General features: G+C 69.7%; 18 protein-coding genes. 8 read left to right on the forward strand and 10 right to left on the reverse strand.

Features of this window, described 5'->3' with window-relative positions; all coding sequences use genetic code 11:
- Positions 1-13: 13 nt before the first annotated feature.
- The 6 genes from EXE51_RS07715 to sdhC all read right to left on the reverse strand — a co-directional run bounded on the left by EXE51_RS07715 (position 14) and on the right by sdhC (position 4,895).
- A complete protein-coding gene (locus tag EXE51_RS07715) occupies positions 14-649 on the reverse strand; it encodes a uracil-DNA glycosylase family protein (protein ID WP_049930561.1) in 636 nt (211 codons plus the stop codon).
- Between the two features lie 111 nt (positions 650-760).
- Positions 761-988: a helix-turn-helix domain-containing protein gene (locus EXE51_RS07720; RefSeq protein ID WP_086215536.1), complete on the reverse strand. Its 228-nt coding sequence runs from the start codon at positions 986-988 to the stop codon at positions 761-763.
- A gap of 327 nt (positions 989-1,315) precedes the next feature.
- The gene (locus tag EXE51_RS07725; protein WP_049930559.1) at positions 1,316-3,145 is read right to left on the reverse strand and encodes an FAD-binding protein; all 1,830 of its coding nucleotides are present in this window, start codon (positions 3,143-3,145) and stop codon (positions 1,316-1,318) included.
- 53 nt (positions 3,146-3,198) lie between these two features.
- Positions 3,199-4,089 (reverse strand): succinate dehydrogenase/fumarate reductase iron-sulfur subunit, encoded by an 891-nt coding sequence (locus EXE51_RS07730; protein WP_089308217.1) that lies wholly within the window; start codon positions 4,087-4,089, stop codon positions 3,199-3,201.
- A 7-nt stretch (positions 4,090-4,096) separates the two neighbouring features.
- Complete coding sequence (locus EXE51_RS07735; RefSeq protein ID WP_049930555.1) at positions 4,097-4,468, reverse strand: succinate dehydrogenase hydrophobic membrane anchor subunit; 372 nt, start codon at positions 4,466-4,468, stop codon at positions 4,097-4,099.
- Between the two features lies 1 nt (position 4,469).
- The gene (gene sdhC, locus EXE51_RS07740; RefSeq protein ID WP_049930554.1) at positions 4,470-4,895 is read right to left on the reverse strand and encodes a succinate dehydrogenase, cytochrome b556 subunit; all 426 of its coding nucleotides are present in this window, start codon (positions 4,893-4,895) and stop codon (positions 4,470-4,472) included.
- A 244-nt stretch (positions 4,896-5,139) separates the two neighbouring features.
- Here sdhC and EXE51_RS07745 point away from each other — a divergent pair, with 244 nt between their 5' ends.
- From EXE51_RS07745 to EXE51_RS07765, 5 genes are all read left to right on the forward strand, one after another.
- The gene (locus EXE51_RS07745; protein WP_004596869.1) at positions 5,140-5,334 is read left to right on the forward strand and encodes a cold-shock protein; all 195 of its coding nucleotides are present in this window, start codon (positions 5,140-5,142) and stop codon (positions 5,332-5,334) included.
- 172 nt (positions 5,335-5,506) lie between these two features.
- Complete coding sequence (locus EXE51_RS07750) at positions 5,507-6,229, forward strand: TetR/AcrR family transcriptional regulator (RefSeq protein ID WP_049930552.1); 723 nt, start codon at positions 5,507-5,509, stop codon at positions 6,227-6,229.
- The gene (locus tag EXE51_RS07755; RefSeq protein WP_137692365.1) at positions 6,226-7,599 is read left to right on the forward strand and encodes an MFS transporter; all 1,374 of its coding nucleotides are present in this window, start codon (positions 6,226-6,228) and stop codon (positions 7,597-7,599) included. Before EXE51_RS07750 ends, EXE51_RS07755 begins: the two co-directional genes overlap by 4 nt.
- Positions 7,600-7,731: 132 nt before the next feature.
- A complete protein-coding gene (locus tag EXE51_RS07760; protein ID WP_049930549.1) occupies positions 7,732-8,208 on the forward strand; it encodes a 50S ribosomal protein L11 in 477 nt (158 codons plus the stop codon).
- 155 nt (positions 8,209-8,363) lie between these two features.
- Positions 8,364-8,651, forward strand: a complete 288-nt coding sequence (locus EXE51_RS07765) for a hypothetical protein (RefSeq protein ID WP_049930547.1) — start codon at positions 8,364-8,366, stop codon at positions 8,649-8,651.
- A 27-nt stretch (positions 8,652-8,678) separates the two neighbouring features.
- Here EXE51_RS07765 and EXE51_RS07770 read toward each other — a convergent pair whose 3' ends face one another.
- Both EXE51_RS07770 and EXE51_RS07775 read right to left on the reverse strand, forming a co-directional pair.
- Positions 8,679-9,131, reverse strand: a complete 453-nt coding sequence (locus EXE51_RS07770) for a universal stress protein (RefSeq protein ID WP_049930546.1) — start codon at positions 9,129-9,131, stop codon at positions 8,679-8,681.
- Between the two features lie 138 nt (positions 9,132-9,269).
- Entirely contained in the window at positions 9,270-11,171 is a 1,902-nt protein-coding gene (locus EXE51_RS07775; RefSeq protein WP_086215541.1) for an ATP-binding protein, read from the reverse strand.
- A 104-nt stretch (positions 11,172-11,275) separates the two neighbouring features.
- Here EXE51_RS07775 and EXE51_RS07780 point away from each other — a divergent pair, with 104 nt between their 5' ends.
- The 3 genes from EXE51_RS07780 (at position 11,276) to EXE51_RS07790 (ending at position 13,833) form a co-directional block, all read left to right on the forward strand.
- Positions 11,276-11,611 (forward strand): hypothetical protein, encoded by a 336-nt coding sequence (locus EXE51_RS07780; protein WP_049930543.1) that lies wholly within the window; start codon positions 11,276-11,278, stop codon positions 11,609-11,611.
- Between the two features lie 43 nt (positions 11,612-11,654).
- A complete protein-coding gene (locus EXE51_RS07785) occupies positions 11,655-12,362 on the forward strand; it encodes a DUF2270 domain-containing protein (protein ID WP_049930541.1) in 708 nt (235 codons plus the stop codon).
- A 79-nt stretch (positions 12,363-12,441) separates the two neighbouring features.
- Positions 12,442-13,833, forward strand: coding sequence for a M28 family peptidase (locus EXE51_RS07790; RefSeq protein WP_137692366.1), 1,392 nt, complete (start codon positions 12,442-12,444; stop codon positions 13,831-13,833).
- Between the two features lie 63 nt (positions 13,834-13,896).
- Here the strand turns inward: EXE51_RS07790 and EXE51_RS07795 are convergent, their stop codons facing one another.
- Both EXE51_RS07795 and EXE51_RS07800 read right to left on the reverse strand, forming a co-directional pair.
- Positions 13,897-15,129 (reverse strand): alkaline phosphatase family protein, encoded by a 1,233-nt coding sequence (locus tag EXE51_RS07795; RefSeq protein ID WP_137692367.1) that lies wholly within the window; start codon positions 15,127-15,129, stop codon positions 13,897-13,899.
- A 182-nt stretch (positions 15,130-15,311) separates the two neighbouring features.
- Positions 15,312-15,503, reverse strand: coding sequence for a hypothetical protein (locus EXE51_RS07800; protein ID WP_049930539.1), 192 nt, complete (start codon positions 15,501-15,503; stop codon positions 15,312-15,314).
- Positions 15,504-15,515: the final 12 nt, after the last annotated feature.

A 15,515-nucleotide genomic window follows, 5' to 3' on the forward strand; every position in this document is an offset into this window, starting at 1 on the left:
AGGTCGCGACCGCTCAGCGGCTCTGTCGGCCCTTCGTCTGCCGGTAGTCCCGGCTCAGGACGTTCTCGCGCATGTGGTCGCAGAAGGCGTCCGCCTCGGCGTCGCTCATCTCGCTCGGCTCTTTCATCGGCACGAGCTCGAACCCGCGTCCGCGAATCGTCGTCGCGTGTTCCGCGTCAACATCGAACGAGTCGGGCCGGCGAGTCGTGTACTCGACCGCCAGCTCGCGGAGCGGTCGGTCGCCGACCGGCACGATGATCTGGGGGTTTATCATCCGGATCTCCGCGTTGAGGAAGGGCTCGCAGGTGTCGACCTCCCGGTCCGTCGGCTCGCGGTCGGGGTGGCGACACCGCGTGAGGTTCGTGAAGAAGAGGTTTTGTACGTCCGGTTCCGCGGCGTCCGGCGCCGACCGGACGAACCCGAGGTCGGCGAAGATCGACTGGACGCGTTCGCCGCCGCCCGCGCCGGTGAAGGGGACGCCGTTGCGCTCGGCGGCCTCCGTGGGGCCGGTCCCGACGACGAGGAACTCCGCGCCGACGTCGCCGTAGCCGTGAACGACGCGGTCGCGAGCGCCGCACAGCTCGGCGCAGTTCTCGCAGTCGGCGTCCATCGCGAACGGGTTCTCGAAATCCGTCTGATTCGCGTCCACGGTTGCTCTGTGGGCTCCGCGTCCCTAAACGCTCCGCCGGGGAGGGCCGTACGAGGACGAGGCGGTGCGGAACGAGCGTGAAAAGCAGCGTGCGGCGGTGGCGCGGCCCGTTCAGTTCGGGACGTACCGGTCGCCGTCGCAGTCGACGAGTCCCTCGCTGCGGAGGGTCTTCAGGATGCTGTACAGGGAGAGCTTCTTCATCCCGAGCGACTCGCCCATCTCGGACACCGTGGCGTCGCCGTTCGTGGTCAGGTACAGGTACACGAGCTTGGCGCGGGGCGACTGGAGCTCCCGGGGCAGCGCGGGGGCCGCCGCGGACGCGGTCTCCGTCTCGATCATCTTGTCCGATATGACGGGTTCGACGATAATAAACCCCCTATTCAACGTTCGTCGAAACAGCGTGAATCGGTCTGAGAACGGCCCTGAAGCCATTTTTCTCTCAAATCGGACCGATAACGTCAATCGACGAACGGCGAATCGACGCGTATCGACGCTCGGTTTCGACCGTCGACGGATAAGGAACCGTGAACGATCCGGATCGATCGGGCGAAACGATCCGGGGCCGCCGCCGGACGGATCGGGGGCCGCGACCGGACCGGGCGAGCTCCGGCCCAAGAGGTCGGAGCCGCGACGCGCCGCCGCGGGCGACCGAGCGTCCCGGGCGGTTCAGTACGACCGGCTCTTCGGCTCGTACGTCTTGTTCTCGCCCTCGAGGACGACCGGCTTGTACCACAGTTCCGGCTCGCCGTCGTTCCACGAGACGAGCGTGTGCTTCAGCCAGTCCTCGTCTTTGCGCTCCTGGTGCTCCTTGCGCCAGTGGGCGCCCCGGAACTCCTCGCGAGCGAGCGCGCCCATCGTCAGCGCCTCCGCGAGGTCCAAGATGTTCCGCGTCTCGATCGTGTGGATGAGGTCGGTGTTGAACGTCCGGGACGGGTCCGACACCGCGACGTCCTTGTACGCCTCGCGGGCCTCGCGGAGGTCGGCTAACGTCTCCTCAAGCCGCCCTTCCTCGCGGAACACGTTGACGTTGTCCGTCATCGTTTCCTGAACGGCGGAGCGGATCTCGGCGTGGTTGCGGCCCTTCCGCGAGAGCAGTTCGTCGACGCGCTCCTGCGCTCGGTCGACGGCGCCGCCGAGGACGCTCTCGGCGTCGGTCGCCACGGCGCCGCCGTCGGCCGCGGCCGTGCCCGAACCGCTCGTCTCGCCGACCTCAACACCGAACTCGTAGTCGGCGGGCTGCCAGTCGCCCGAGCGGCCGGTCTCGATCTCGGCCTCACCCATCTCCTCGCCGGCGGCGTGGCGGCCGGCGCGCTTGCCGAAGACGATGAGCTCCGGCAGCGCGTTACCGCCGAGGCGGTTCGCCCCGTGGACGGAGGCGCAGGCGCACTCGCCGGCGGCGTACAGCCCGTCGATGACGGTCTCGCCGAACTCGTTCGTCTCGATGCCGCCCATCGCGTAGTGCTGACCGGGCTTGACCGGCATCGGCTCCGTGAGCCCGTCGGCGCCCTCGAAGTCCTCCGCGAGGTGGAGGATGTTCTCCAGGCGGTCGAGGATGCGCTCCTCGCCGAGGTGGCGCATGTCGAGGTGAACGTACTCGTCCTCGATGCCGCGCCCCTCGTTGACCTCGGTCAGCTCGGCGCGGGAGACGACGTCGCGGGAGGCGAGCTCGCCGTCGTTGTTCGCGTAGCCGTGTTCGAACATGAACCGCTCGCCCTCGCTGTTGTAGAGGATTCCCCCCTCGCCGCGGACGCCCTCGGAGATGAGGACGCCGGTCGACGGCAGCGTCGTCGGGTGGAACTGGATGAACTCCATATCCTCCATCGGGACGCCGGCTCGGTACGCCATCGCGACGCCGTCGCCGGTGTTCGCCACCGCGTTAGTGGTGTGGTCGAACACCTGCCCCATCCCGCCGGTCGCGAGGATAACGCCGTTCTCGGCGCGGAAGCCGCTTATCTCGCCGCTCTGGATGTCGTACGCGACGACACCGTGGCAGGTCCGCTCCGCGGGATCGTCCTCGTCGGTGACGGCCAGGTCCATCACGTGCCACTCGTCGTACACCGTGATCCCACGTTTGACCACCTGCTCGTACATCGTGTGGAGCATCTGGTGGCCGGTCTCGGCGCCCGCGTACGTCGTGCGCGGGAAGGACAGGCCGCCGAACGGTCGCTGCGAGACGCGCCCGTCGTCCTCGCGGGAGAACGGCATCCCCCAGTGTTCGAGGCGGATGACCTCCTCGGGGCTCTCCTGACAGAGCGCCTCGACCGCGGGCGCGTCGCCGAGGTAGTCGGACCCCTTCATCGTGTCGTACGCGTGGTCCTGCCAGGAGTCGGCGTCGCGCAGCGCCGCGTTGATCCCGCCCTCTGCCGCGCCCGTGTGCGACCGGACGGGATGGAGCTTCGACACCATCGCCACGTCCGCGCCCGCTTCCTGTGCCGCGATCGCCGCCCGGAGTCCCGCCCCGCCGGCCCCGACGACGACGACATCGTGTTCGTGCATTGTTGGTATGTAATTTCGTAAGTTCCGAAGTCCCTTGATACTGTCTGTCGGGATTACCAGAACTTCAGGTTGTTTTTGACCGCCTCGCGCTTCAGCTCCTGGATGTGCTCGGTGAGGGGGATGTCCTTCGGGCACACCTCCGTACAGGAGAACTGCGTCTGACACCGCCAGACACCGTGCTCCTGCTCGATGATCTCTAAGCGCTTCTGTTTCATCTCCTCGCCCTCGCGCTCGTCCATCGCGAACCGGTACGCCTTGTTGATCGCGGCCGGCCCGAGGTACTCGTTGTCCCCCGCGGCGACGTTACACGAGGACATACACGCGCCACACCAGATACAGCGCGTGGACATCTTGATCTTCTCGCGGTTCTCCCGGTCCTGGCGCTGCTCTTCGAGCTCGCCGTCCGGGTACTCGTCCGTCTGGAAGTACGGCTCGACGGCCTCCATCTGCTCGTAGAAGTGCTCCATGTCGACGACGAGGTCCTTCGTCACCTCGGCGTGGGGGAGCGGCTCGACGCGGACCGGCTCCTCGAGGTCCGATATCTGCGTCTTACAGGCAAGCTTCTGGCCGCCGTTGACGAACATCGCGTCGGAGCCGCACACCGCCTGCCGGCAGGAGTGGCGGAACGTGAGCGAGGAGTCGTACGTGTCTCGCGCGTACATCAGCGCGTCGAGGACGGTCATCCCCTTCGTGAACGGGACGTGGAAGGTGTCGAACCGCGGCTCCTGTTTCCCCTCGACCTGCGGGTCGTAGCGGAACACCTTCAGCTCGACCGTGCTCTCGTCGGCGGCCGCCTTTTCTGCTTCCTCCTCCTGTCGCTGCTGGCGGCGCTCGGCCGCGCGGCGCCGCTTCTCGGCGCGGCGCTCCTCGCCCTTCGAGGCCGGCTCCGTCTCGGTTTCGGCCTCGGTCGATTCCTCGGTCTGCTTCGGAATTTGCGTGCTCATTGTCGGTTCAGTAGAGTCCGATGCCCGCCCACGCGTTCGCGGTGCGGATTCCCTGCGCGATCAGCACGACGCTCGCGGCGACGAGCGTCCACTTGATCACTGTGCGTTTCGTGCCGGTGAGCCCCTGGTTGACCAGCGCGTTGTAGACGCCGTTGACCCCGTGGAACGTCGCTGTCACGAGGAAGAGGATCATCAGCGAGTAGTAGCTCAGCTGCTCCATCCGGCCGGAGCTGGCGAGGAACGACACCTCGTCGGCGTGGTGGACGAAGTGGAGCAGGAAGAAGTGGAACGCCAACACGACCAGCAGGAACACCGCCGTGATCCGCTGGAGCAGCCACATCCGGCCGCCCGACTGGAACGAGGAGTAGCGCTCGGCCATCTCAGAACGCCCCCGCGATGAACGTCGGCACGGACGCGACGGTGATCGCTCCGGTGAGGACCAGCGACGCGTAGAAGCTCTTGTCCTGTGCGTCCAACCCGATGCCGAGGTCGGTGAGGAGGAGCCGGGTGCCGTTGAGCATGTGGAAGACGGCGACCGCCAGCAGGCCGACCTCCAGGATGCGGACGAGCAGCAGCCCCTCCAGCGAGACGATCGTCTGCGTGTACACGTCGTTGCCCGCGGCGATCGCGGCTTCGCTGGCGCCGGCCGCCGGAATCCCCGTACTCAACACGGCGATGTGCGTGAACAGGTACCCGATGAGCACCCATCCGGTGAACTTGTGGAAGATCCACGCCCACATCCCCGCCTCGAACTCCCGCCAACGGCCGAAGTCCTCGATGAGGCCTCGATTGTACGACTGACTCATACCTAACGGTTCTGAACCGGGGTCGTATAGTAGTTACTAACACGGCGGGGCTCGCTCCCGGATCTCGGCGAGCGACGAACGCCCGCGAAACGGACGCAACGACCCGAAATGGCGGATTTTTGAACGCTCCGCGAGAGCCGGCTCGCGGCGGCGCGACGCGGTCGGACCGGCCCGTGAGACCGGGTTTCAGGGACCGCACCGTCACGGAAGCCTTTTATGTTCCACTCCCGCTTCTTCGGTCGCAATGGCGAAAGGCGAAGTCGATTTCTTCAACGACACTGGCGGCTACGGTTTCATTTCGACTGACGACGCGGACGAGGACGTGTTCTTCCACATGGAGGACGTCGGCGGTCCGGACCTCGAAGAGGGTCAGGAAGTCGAGTTCGACATCGAGGAGGCGGACAAGGGTCCGCGCGCGTCGAACGTCACCCGTCTGTAAGTCGGCGACGACACCCGAGGCGAATCGGCTTTTCGACCGCTTTCACCCTTCGAGCGGCCGCTCCGGATCGCGGGCCACCGCGGGCGGTAGGCCCGGTCGGCGCCGACGGCGAAACACCCGATCCGACCCCGACCGATAGGGATTTACCGCTCGTTGACTGACTAGTCAGTCAATGAGCGACGCGCCGAGCGCGGCGGAGGAGATCATGGACGGGGTGTACAGCGCCCTCCGCGCTCACGGGTACGCCGACCTGACGATGCAGGACATCGCCGACGAGTGTTCGAAGAGCAAGTCGCTGCTCCACTACCACTACGACACGAAGGAGGACTTGCTCGTCGCCTTCCTCGACTACGTCGTCACCGACTCGGAGGAGCGGATCGCGGCCCGCGCCGACGACCCGCCCGTCGAGCGGCTGGTCCAGTTCGTCGGGTGGTTCGTCTTCGCGCCCGACGAGGCCGACCGCGAGGCGTTCCACATCGCCCTGTTGGAATTGCGCACGCAGGGACCGTTCAACGAGCGGATCCGCGAGCAGCTGGCGCGCAGCGACCGGCTGCTGCGGGGCACCGTCGCCGACATCCTCGGGGACGGGATCGATGCCGGCGTCTTCCGCGACGTCGACGCGGAGGAGACGGCGGCGCTGCTCGTGGCCACCCTCGACGGCGCCCGGACCAGACAGATCACCCTCGCCGGCGCCGGGCGCGACGACGACGCGGCCGGCTACACCCGCGAGGTCGCAGAGGCGACGCTCCGGCGGATCGTCGGCCCGCTGCTCGCGGAGGGCATGGAACTGCCGCCGCTCGACGAGTCGATCGACGCGCTTCGGGGCGACGCCGACCCTGACGAATCGGTCGACGACGACGGAGCGGCCGGCAGGTCCACGGACCCCGGCGAATGAGCCGCTTCGGGTTCGAGCGACCGCCGCCGGTGCTGCTCGCGGTGATCGCGAGCACGTTCTTCGTCGGCTTCGGCGGCGGCGTCGTCTTCCCGATCCTCCCCAACCTCGGCGCAGTCCTCGGTATCTCCGCGTTCATGGTCGGCGCGATCCTCTCCGCGAACCGGTGGGTTCGACTCATCGCGAACGCGCCCGCCGGCGCCCTCGTCGACCGGTACGGGACCCGGACGCCGTTCGTCGCCGGGCTGTTCGTCGAGGGGGTCGCCACGCTCGGCTACGTCGTCGCGCTCGCGATGCCCCCCGCGGAGGCGCTCCGTCCACTCGCGGCCTCGCTCCCCGCGTTCGCCGTCGGCCCGTTGGTCGTCGGTCCCGAGCAGTGGTTCGCCCCGGTCGGCGTCGCCGTCGCGCCCGAGACGTGGTTCCTGCTCGCGCGGGTCCTCTGGGGGCTCGGCTCCGCGGCGGTGTTCGCGACGGCGTACACCATCGCGGCCGACCTCTCCGACAGCGGTTCCCGGGGGACGAACATGGGGATCGTCCGCGGCGGGATCACGATGGGGTTCCCGGCCGGCCTCGTCCTCGGCGGCGTCGTCTCCGCGCTCGCGGGCAACGTCGCCGCCTTCGCCGTCGCCGCCGCCTTCGCGCTCACCGCGAGCGCGGTCGCCTACCGGTACGTCCCGGAGACGCACGTCACCGGCGACCGCTCCGACGACTCGATCAGGCCGTGGGAGATCGACACCGCTGTCCCGGCGCTGACGGTCGGGCTGGTCAACTTCGGACTGATGTTCGCGTACATCGGCGCGCTGTTCTCCACGCTCGTCTTGTTCCTCGGCGCGAACGACATCTCGCTGTTCGGTCTCGCCCCGCAGGGCACCTCCGGGCTGTTCATGGCCGGAACGGTCCTCTCGGCGGCGTTCTTCATGCTCGTCGGCGGACGCGTCTCCGACACCCGCGACTCCCGCACGCCGATCCTCCTGACCTTCCTCGTCGTCTCGTTCGTCGGGTTCCTGCTGCTCGCGCGGGCCGGCTCGGTCCTCTCCTTGGGTCTCGCCTGCGTTTTCATCGGCGCGGGACAGGGCGGGACGAGCGGCCCGATGATGGCGCTGCTCGCTGACCTCACCCCCGACGAGCGCATGGGGCGCGCCTCGGGAACGAACAACGTCCTCGGCGACGTGGGGGGCGGGCTCGGCCCCATGGTGTCGCTCCCCCTCATCGAGGCGGTCGGCTTCACGCCGATCTACGCCGCCTGCGCCGTCCTCCCGCTGCTGGCCGGCGTCGTCCTCCTCTTCGGAGTCCGACGGGAGACCGGGACGTTCCTGCCCGGGCAGGCCGCGGGCGAGGCCGGCGGGAACGACCCCGTCGCGACGGACGCGTAGCCGCGCTCGTCGCCGCCCGACCGGCGGGACGGGAACTCCTTCCGGCGGGGCGTCGGGACGCCGTATGCGAACCGCTATCGCCCCCTGCCCGAAAGAACAACCGTTAAAAGTCGGCGTCGGGTTCGTACGGACATGGCTGGAACTATCGAAGCGCTCGTCCCCGGCGGGCAGGCCAACCCCGGCCCGCCGCTCGGTCCCGAGCTCGGACCGACGCCGGTGGACGTTCAGGACGTCGTCGAGGAGATCAACGACGAGACCGCTGCCTTCGACGGCATGGAGGTGCCCGTCACCGTCGAGTACGACGACGACGGCTCCTTCACCATCGAGGTCGGCGTGCCGCCCACGGCGGAGCTCATCAAGGACGAGGCCGGCTTCGACACCGGCTCCGGCGAGCCGCAGGAGAACTTCGTCGCCGACATGTCGATCGAACAGGTGAAGAAGGTCGCAGAGCAGAAGTCGAGCGACCTGCTCGCGTACGACACGAAGGCCGCCGCCAAGGAGGTCGGCGGCACCTGCGCCTCCCTCGGCGTCACCATCGAGGGCGAGGACGCCCGGACGTTCGACGACCGCGTCGACGCCGGCGAGTACGACGACGTCCTCGACGAGTAACGCTTTTTTCCGGCTCTCCGCTTTCCGGCGCCGCTTTTGATTCCGACCCGTTACACCGCGGTCCGCGTCATCGGGGTGCGTGCCCTCCGCACCGTCCGGGTTCGGGCCGTCCGCGGAGGCGGCCACTTATGAGCGGACCGGACCGACACGTCGGTATGCCGGATCTCAACCCGATCGCGAAGCGGATCCACAACGTCCAGCCCCGACCGGTTCGGCTCGAACTCGACTCCGGCGAGACCGGCGTCTTCGAGTTCTCGTCGACGGAGTTCTTCCAGCGGGAGTTCCGCGGCGAGGGCGTCCGAACCGACGGCGACGCCGACGCCGAGTTCCGCCTGATCAGCTCCGAGGACTACGAGGACATCCTGCTCGGCCGCTCCGGACCCGACGAGGAGGGGTGGTCGATGGTCGGCGAGGTGGTCGCGGCCGAGCGCGCCGAGGGGTAGCCGGACCGCCTCGTCAGCGGAGCGCGCTCAGCGGACGACCGTGACGGGCACCTCGGCGCGGCGCACCACGCCCTCAGCGACGCTGCCGAGGAGGACCCGCGAGAGGCCGGTCCGGCCCCGGCTCGCCAGCACGAGGTGGTCGAACGGCTCGCCGTCCTCGCCGTCTTCGCCGACCGGCTTCTCGCCGCCCGCGACGCCGAGGATCGTCTTCGTCGGGCGGCCGACCTCCAGCCGCGTCTCGACATCCCGGTCGACTATCTCCGACACTTCGGCGAGGACCCGTTCGCCGCGCTGCTTGGCGCTCTCGTACCACTGGTCGGACGCGCCCGGGAACCCGCCGTCGGCGCCCGTCGCCGAGTCGGCGGGGTTGATCACGTGAAGGGCCGTGAGGTCGGCGTCCGGCCACTCGTCGGCCGCGAACCGCAGCGCCTCGGCCGCCTCTTCCGACCCGTCCACCGCGACGAGGATGCGCTTGCTCATACGCGGCGGTTCGACTGCTCCGGACAAAAAGGGCGGCGATGAGTTCGAGTCGGCGACAATTCACCGCGAGGCCGTAGGCCGGGACCGGGCGGCGGGGCAGTCGGTCGCGGAGCGCTCGCCGGCCGCGCGGCGCTCGTCTCAGTCGTGCCGCGTCACGCACTCCGAGAGGCCGATCAGCTCGACGGGCTCGGAGTTGTCCGGCGAGTAGACGACCATCTGCCCCTTCTCCATGTACGGCACCTTGCCGGCGAGGTTCGACGGGATGTTGACGCTGGAGATCGCGTCCTCGTCGCCGAGGTTCAAGACGATCTTCGTGTTCACCTGCTTGAACACCGACTCGGCCACGTCCTGGGGGTCCTGCGTGATCAGGAACAGGCCCAGCCGCTCCTTTCGGCCCTGCTTCGCGGCCTCCGTGAACTTCTGGACCACCTTCTGGGCCTGGACGTTGTCGGCGTCGGCGAGGAAGTTGTGCGCCTCGTCCATCCCGACGAGGAGCGGCGTCTCCTTGATCCGGTCGCTCTCCGGGTCGTTCGAGAGCTTGTCGTCGACGAGTAGCCCCGCGACCGCGAGGACGACGATCTCCTTCTGCCGGGAGGTCGGCAGGTGGTAGGTTGGGACGACCGAGAGCCCGCCGGGGCGCACGAGGGTGTGGTCCAGCTCCGTGATCGGCTTCGCGTCCTGATCGAAGATCCCGCTCGGGACCCCGCGGACCCGCCGTTTGACCGCGTCGAACGTCGCCTCGTGGATCCGACCGCTCTCGTGGAGCTCCTCTTTGAGCGCCGGGTCGTCGAGGTACGAGAGGAACTCGCTGTAGGTGCCCGCGTCGCCGTAGTTGTCGAAGAACCGGTTGATGAGGGTCAACAGCGCGGGGTACTGGTTGTCGTTGAGCCCGGAGCCGGCGACCAGCCACGGCATGTCCTTCGCCAGCGAGAAGGGGATCGTGAACTCGACGCGCTCGGCGCGGTGCCCCTCGCCGGGGTACGTCGCGTTCGCGACGCGGGGCACGAGGGCGACGGTGTCGTCGTGGCCCCCGTGGGCGATCCCCTCGCGTTCCAGTCGGCGCGCGAACGCGTCGTCGAGGTCGGGGTTGTCGTCGTGCATCTGCGCGTACTCGTCCTGCGGGTCGAACTGGACGACTGCCATTCGCGATTCGCGGCCGTCGCCCATCGGGTAGGTTCGGTCGGAGTCGAGGTACTGGCGGAGGACGTTCTTCGAGGCGTGGGTCTTCCCGGAACCGGTGCCGCCGGCGACGAGCGTGTGCCGGAACGCGAGCGGGTCGCCGTCGCCGTAGTCGTCCTTGACGCGGTAGTCGACCGTCGGGGGCTCCGCCGCGGTGCGGACCTTCTCGCCCCCGACGGAGAGGTGGCCGAGGAAGACGCCGTCGTCGGGGATCTTCAGCCCCGTCTTGATCTCGGCGTCGTCGTCGGCCTCCTCGACGACCGCGCCCGGCTTCGGCACGCGGTCCGTCATCCGGCGTTTCATCCCCTCGCCCTCGCCGTAGACGACGGACATCGGCTCCAGGTCGGCGACGAACTTGTAGTCGCGCTCGGCGAACTCGTCGCGGCGCATCTGCCGGCGGGCGTGGATCTCGGTCGCGTCGTCGGACTGGAACTCCTGCGCGTACTCCAGTCCCGTGATCCGACAGAACAGCCGCTCGCCGTCCGGGTACGGGATCAGGAGGTACTTTCCGAGCCGCACCGACTCGCGGTTGCCGGTCGTGACGAACGCCTTCAGCGACGTCTCGTCTTCCTCCTCGGCCACGCGGAGCCCCTGAGAGACCGACACGACGCCGAGCCCCGCGTCGCTGCCGGCCGGCGTCGCGTCGTAGGCGGCGAACGCCTCGTCTTCCGCGTCGCCGCGCGCGTCAGCGGTCCCGGCTTCGGTCGCCGAATCACCCCCCGCATCGGCCGCACTCCCGCCGTCGGCCGCCGAGGCAACCCCGCCGTCGGCCGTGGAGTCGCCTCCGCCGTCGGCCTCGCTCGGCGCGCCGCCGTCGCCGTCACCGTCTCCGGTGAACTCGGTGAAATCCTCCAGCGTCATGGCGTATCCACCGGCCGCCGGGCCGAAAGCGTTTGCCCTCCCACCGGGACGCACGGGAACCCCTCCCGCGGCGCCCTTATCCCGCTCGACCCCGTACCCGTGCCATGATACTCGTTCGCGGCAGCGGAGGCGGGACGGACCTCACCGGTACGGTGTTCGAGCGCGGCGAAGAGCCGCCGGCGTACAAGGGCGCGCCCGACGAGGACGCGCCGTACGTGTGGGTGTGCGACTCCTTCTACGAGGTCGAGAGCGGCGGCTCCCCGCTCGTCGTCGACGGCGAGGAGATCCGCGTCGCCTTCGAGGAGCCGATGCCCCGCGGGTTCGACACGCGCGACCAGGCGGTCGAGGCGGCCCGCGACCACGTCCGGACGCAGTTCGCGCGGATCGGCGTCGACCCCGATGACGTCGACATCGAGGTGACCGCGGCGGACCCCGCCTGAGTCTCGCCTCGCTTTTACCTGCCCCGCCTCGGTACGGGTCGGTATGTCCGAACCGTCGGAGGACTTCGACCCCGAGTCTCGGGAGGAGCGCGAGGTCGCCGCCGAGGCCGCCGGCGACCGGTCCGATTTCCTCTCGCTGATGGGCCACGCATACCGCGGCGAGCTCGGACGGACGAGCTCGTGGCGGACCCGCATCGACCGCACGACCAACTGGGCGGTCGTGGTGACCGCGTCTCTGCTCACGTGGACCTTCTCGAGCGCGTCGCGGCCGCACTACGTGCTGCTCATCGGGCTCGTCATGCTCAGCGTCTTCCTCGGCATCGAGACGCGTCGGTACCGCACCTTCGACGTGTGGCGGTCCCGCGTCCGGCTGCTGGAGGAGAACGTGTTCGCGAACGCCCTCGATCCGGAGGGCGTCGAGCAGTCGAACTGGCGGGCGCTGCTGAGCGAGGACCTCCGCGAGCCGACGATCAAGATGCCGGCCGTCGAGGCGGTCTCGCGGCGTCTCCGACGGGTGTACGCGCCGCTCGTCTCCGTCCTCGTCGCCGCGTGGGTCGTGCGGCTCACGGTGTTCACCGCCGCCGGAAACGGCGTCGTCGCGACGGCGTCGGTTGGGCCGATCCCCGGCGCGCTCGTGCTCGCGCTCGTCGGCGGGTTCTACGTCGTCGTGATCGCGCTGACGGTTCGGCGGGCGCCGAGACGAGCTAAAGGAGAGATGCAGGCCGCCGAGGACGCCGAGGAGTGGAAGTGAACCAGACGGCCTCGCGAAGCCAGACGAGGCGATCCGCGACTCCCGCAACCCCTTTTCGCTCGGGGCACTACCGAACCGTATGACCGAGCTACCGGACCGCGTCGTGGGCGACGCGCGGACGAGCGACTTCGGGTGGAGCCTCCTCACGGACCTGACCGACATCGGGAATCGAATGGCCGGTTCGGCCGGCGAGCGGCGCGGCGCGGAGCGCGTCGTCGAGGCGTTCGAGGCGGCCGGCCTGCGGAACGCCGGGCTCGACGAGTTCGAGATCCCCGGCTGGTGGCGCGGCGACTCCTCGCTGTCGGTGTCGGGCGCGGTGGAGCGACACCACGGGAACTCCCACGAGGTGATCGCGCTGCCCGGGACCCCGAGCGGCGAGGTGACGGCCCCCCTCGTCGACGTCGGCGACGGCACCGACGAGGAGTTCGCGGCCGCGGGCGAGGCGCTGGACGGCGCGGTCGCGATGGCCTCCTCTCGCACGCCGGAGAGCCACGACCGGTGGATCCACCGGATGGAGAAGTACGTCGCGGCGGCGGAACGCGGCGCGGTCGGGTTCGTCTTCCGGAACCACATCGAGGGGGCGCTCCCGCCTACCGGCGAGATCGGGTACCACAACCGACCGGGGCCGATCCCCGCCGTCGGCGTCTCGAAGGAGGTCGGCGACCGGCTCTCGCGGCTCGCCGAGACGGCCGCGGACGGCGACGGCGGAGGCGGCCGCGGCTCGGGAGCCGACCGCCCGACCGTCTCGCTCGACGTCGACTGCCGCAACGAGCCGACGACCTCGGTGAACGCGGTCGCGGAGGTCGGCCCGGACACCGAGGAGGCGGTGTACCTCACCGCCCACGTCGACGCCCACGACGTGAGCGACGGCGCCAACGACAACGGCGCGGGGTCGGCGCTCGTCGCGGAGGTCGGTCGCCTGCTCGCGACGGTCGAGGGCGACCTCGACACGCGGGTGCGCCTCGTCACCTTCGGCTCGGAGGAGATCGGGCTGTGGGGGGCATACCACTCGGCGGAGACGACCCCGAAGGAGGATATCGCCTGCGTGGTGAACCTCGACGGCGCGTGTAGCTCGCGGAACCTCCGCGTGGGGACGAACGGGTTCGACGGGATGCGCGAGCCGTTCGAGGCGGTCGCGGACGCGTTCGATGCCCCCCTGACGACCGGCGAGACGATCTCGCCCCACGGCGACCAGTGGGCGTTCGTTCAGGAGGGAATCCCGGCCGTGATGGCGTCGACGACGAGCGACCAGTCAGGGCGCGGCTGGGGCCACACTCACGCCGACACCATCGACAAGCTCGACTCCCGCGACCTCCGCGAGGTGGCGACGCTCGTGACCGCGGCCGTCTACCGGTTCGCGACGGGTGACGTGGGGGCGGACCACCGATCGCGGGAGTCGATCCGCGACGCCATCGACGAGGGGTACGTCGAGGAGCTGAAGACGGGCGGGCGGTGGCCCTACGACGGGTAAGCCCGGGAGGTCGACGAAAGACACCCGGCAGAGGCCGGCGTCGAGTCCGGACCGCGCGCCGCGTCAGTCGAGCGCCGAGGCGCGGGCCGCCGCGAACGGGACCAGCATCTCCGCCGGGTTGAGCCCGCCGTGCATCCCGACGTACGACAGTTTCTCCGGCTCGACGTCGCCGAACCACACTCCCGAGTCGCGGTGCGTGACGATCAGGTCGCCGCAGCGCCGTCGGAACCGGTCTGAGACCGGGCGGTCGCCGAAGAGGTCGCGGTCGATCGCCTCCCGCCGGGTGAACGTCCGCGCGTCGTGGTCCGAGAGCGCTCGCCGCGCGTCCGGGACCGTTCCCGGTCGCAGGTGGAGGTGAACGTTGCGGGGGCTGCCGGACATCTTGACCGGCGTGCCGTCGGCGTGCCGTCGGAGGTTCCCCGTCACCGCCTCGTTCGCCGAGAGGTCGAGATTGGCGTCGGGGTCCGTGTTCACGTGGCCGTGGTCGGCCGTCACGAGCAGCAGCGTCCGCTCCGCGGTCCGCCGATCGACCCGCCGCAGAGCGGCGGTGACCTGCTCGCAGACGGTCGCCACCGTCTCGCCGTACGCCCGGCCGTCGGTGCCTTCGGCGTGGGAGACGTGGTCGACGTGCGGCACGTACGCGTAGACGTATCCGGGGTCGCCGCTCGCCGCGACCGCCGCCGACAGGCGCTCGCCGAACGAACCGAGGCCGTCGTAGACGTGCTGGGTCACGTCCTCGCCGCCGGCGTCGAACGGCTGGAGGCGGTGACAGTCGACCCCCGCGTCGCGCATCCGAGCGTAGAGCGACTCGCATCCGACGACCGACCCCTCGAGGACTCGCTCCGCCGCCGCGCCCGATTTCACATCCCCCCCGAGCGGCAGGAACGCCGTGTCCAACCGGGGGTCGTAGACGTTCCACCCGACGCACCCGTGTTCGCACGGGAGTCGCCCCGTCTCGAGCGTGGTGATCGCCGCCGCGGTCTCGGACGGGTAGACCGAGGTGAGCGGGGTCACCGTTCCCGCCTCGGTGAGCCGGTCGAGGAGGTCACACCGTGGGCGGTGGCGCTTCCAGCCGTCGAGGCCGAACCCGTCGACGAGGAGGAGGACGACCGTGTCCACGTCCGTCTCGACGCCGTCGAACACGTCGCTCGGGAGGGCGCGGCGGCCGCCGGCGTCGAGCACCGATCGGACGGTGTCCGGGACGTTCCCGAAGCAGTAGTCCTCGTACGCCGGGAAGAGGTAGCCGTCGCGCTGCTGACGGTCTCGAAGGACCCGCTCGATATCGTCTCGAAACACGGTAGCGGTCGTAGAGAGGTCCCGACGCCCTCCGGGCGGATCGTTTCTTAACCTGTCGTGAGCGTCTCGTCGGTCCTCGGCGAGCGCCTCTCGGCGTGGCCGCGAGGGGACCGGCGGGGCGGGGCGCCGACCCCGAGTCCGGCGCGGCGGCTCGCGGACGACTCGTCAGGCCGCCGCTCGGCTCACTCCTCGTCGGAACCGTCGCAGACGCCGAGCGGGAGCGACTCGGGGGCGTCGCCGTCCGCGTCGAGGCCGGCGTACGCGTCGTCGATGAGCCGGGCTAACTGCGTCTCGGGGCTCACGCCGCGGGCGGCGGCGAGGGCCGCGAGCCGCTCGTACTGCTCGTCCGGCACGGTCACCGTTCCCTCGTCCATACGCGGCGCTCC

The sequence above is a fragment of the Halorubrum sp. CGM5_25_10-8B genome (assembly GCF_005435095.1).
Classification (GTDB): domain Archaea; phylum Halobacteriota; class Halobacteria; order Halobacteriales; family Haloferacaceae; genus Halorubrum; species Halorubrum ezzemoulense.

Coding starts and splice junctions, on each gene's coding strand:
- EXE51_RS07765 (WP_049930547.1), top strand. CDS start 8,364: ATGCCGGATCTCAACCCGATCGCGAAGCGGATCCACAACGTCCAGCCC.
- EXE51_RS07775 (WP_086215541.1), bottom strand. CDS start 11,171: ATGACGCTGGAGGATTTCACCGAGTTCACCGGAGACGGTGACGGCGAC.
- EXE51_RS07770 (WP_049930546.1), bottom strand. CDS start 9,131: ATGAGCAAGCGCATCCTCGTCGCGGTGGACGGGTCGGAAGAGGCGGCC.
- EXE51_RS07800 (WP_049930539.1), bottom strand. CDS start 15,503: ATGGACGAGGGAACGGTGACCGTGCCGGACGAGCAGTACGAGCGGCTC.
- EXE51_RS07780 (WP_049930543.1), top strand. CDS start 11,276: ATGATACTCGTTCGCGGCAGCGGAGGCGGGACGGACCTCACCGGTACG.
- sdhC (WP_049930554.1), bottom strand. CDS start 4,895: ATGAGTCAGTCGTACAATCGAGGCCTCATCGAGGACTTCGGCCGTTGG.
- EXE51_RS07730 (WP_089308217.1), bottom strand. CDS start 4,089: ATGAGCACGCAAATTCCGAAGCAGACCGAGGAATCGACCGAGGCCGAA.
- EXE51_RS07735 (WP_049930555.1), bottom strand. CDS start 4,468: ATGGCCGAGCGCTACTCCTCGTTCCAGTCGGGCGGCCGGATGTGGCTG.
- EXE51_RS07720 (WP_086215536.1), bottom strand. CDS start 988: ATGATCGAGACGGAGACCGCGTCCGCGGCGGCCCCCGCGCTGCCCCGG.
- EXE51_RS07790 (WP_137692366.1), top strand. CDS start 12,442: ATGACCGAGCTACCGGACCGCGTCGTGGGCGACGCGCGGACGAGCGAC.
- EXE51_RS07725 (WP_049930559.1), bottom strand. CDS start 3,145: ATGCACGAACACGATGTCGTCGTCGTCGGGGCCGGCGGGGCGGGACTC.
- EXE51_RS07755 (WP_137692365.1), top strand. CDS start 6,226: ATGAGCCGCTTCGGGTTCGAGCGACCGCCGCCGGTGCTGCTCGCGGTG.
- EXE51_RS07745 (WP_004596869.1), top strand. CDS start 5,140: ATGGCGAAAGGCGAAGTCGATTTCTTCAACGACACTGGCGGCTACGGT.
- EXE51_RS07785 (WP_049930541.1), top strand. CDS start 11,655: ATGTCCGAACCGTCGGAGGACTTCGACCCCGAGTCTCGGGAGGAGCGC.
- EXE51_RS07760 (WP_049930549.1), top strand. CDS start 7,732: ATGGCTGGAACTATCGAAGCGCTCGTCCCCGGCGGGCAGGCCAACCCC.
- EXE51_RS07750 (WP_049930552.1), top strand. CDS start 5,507: ATGAGCGACGCGCCGAGCGCGGCGGAGGAGATCATGGACGGGGTGTAC.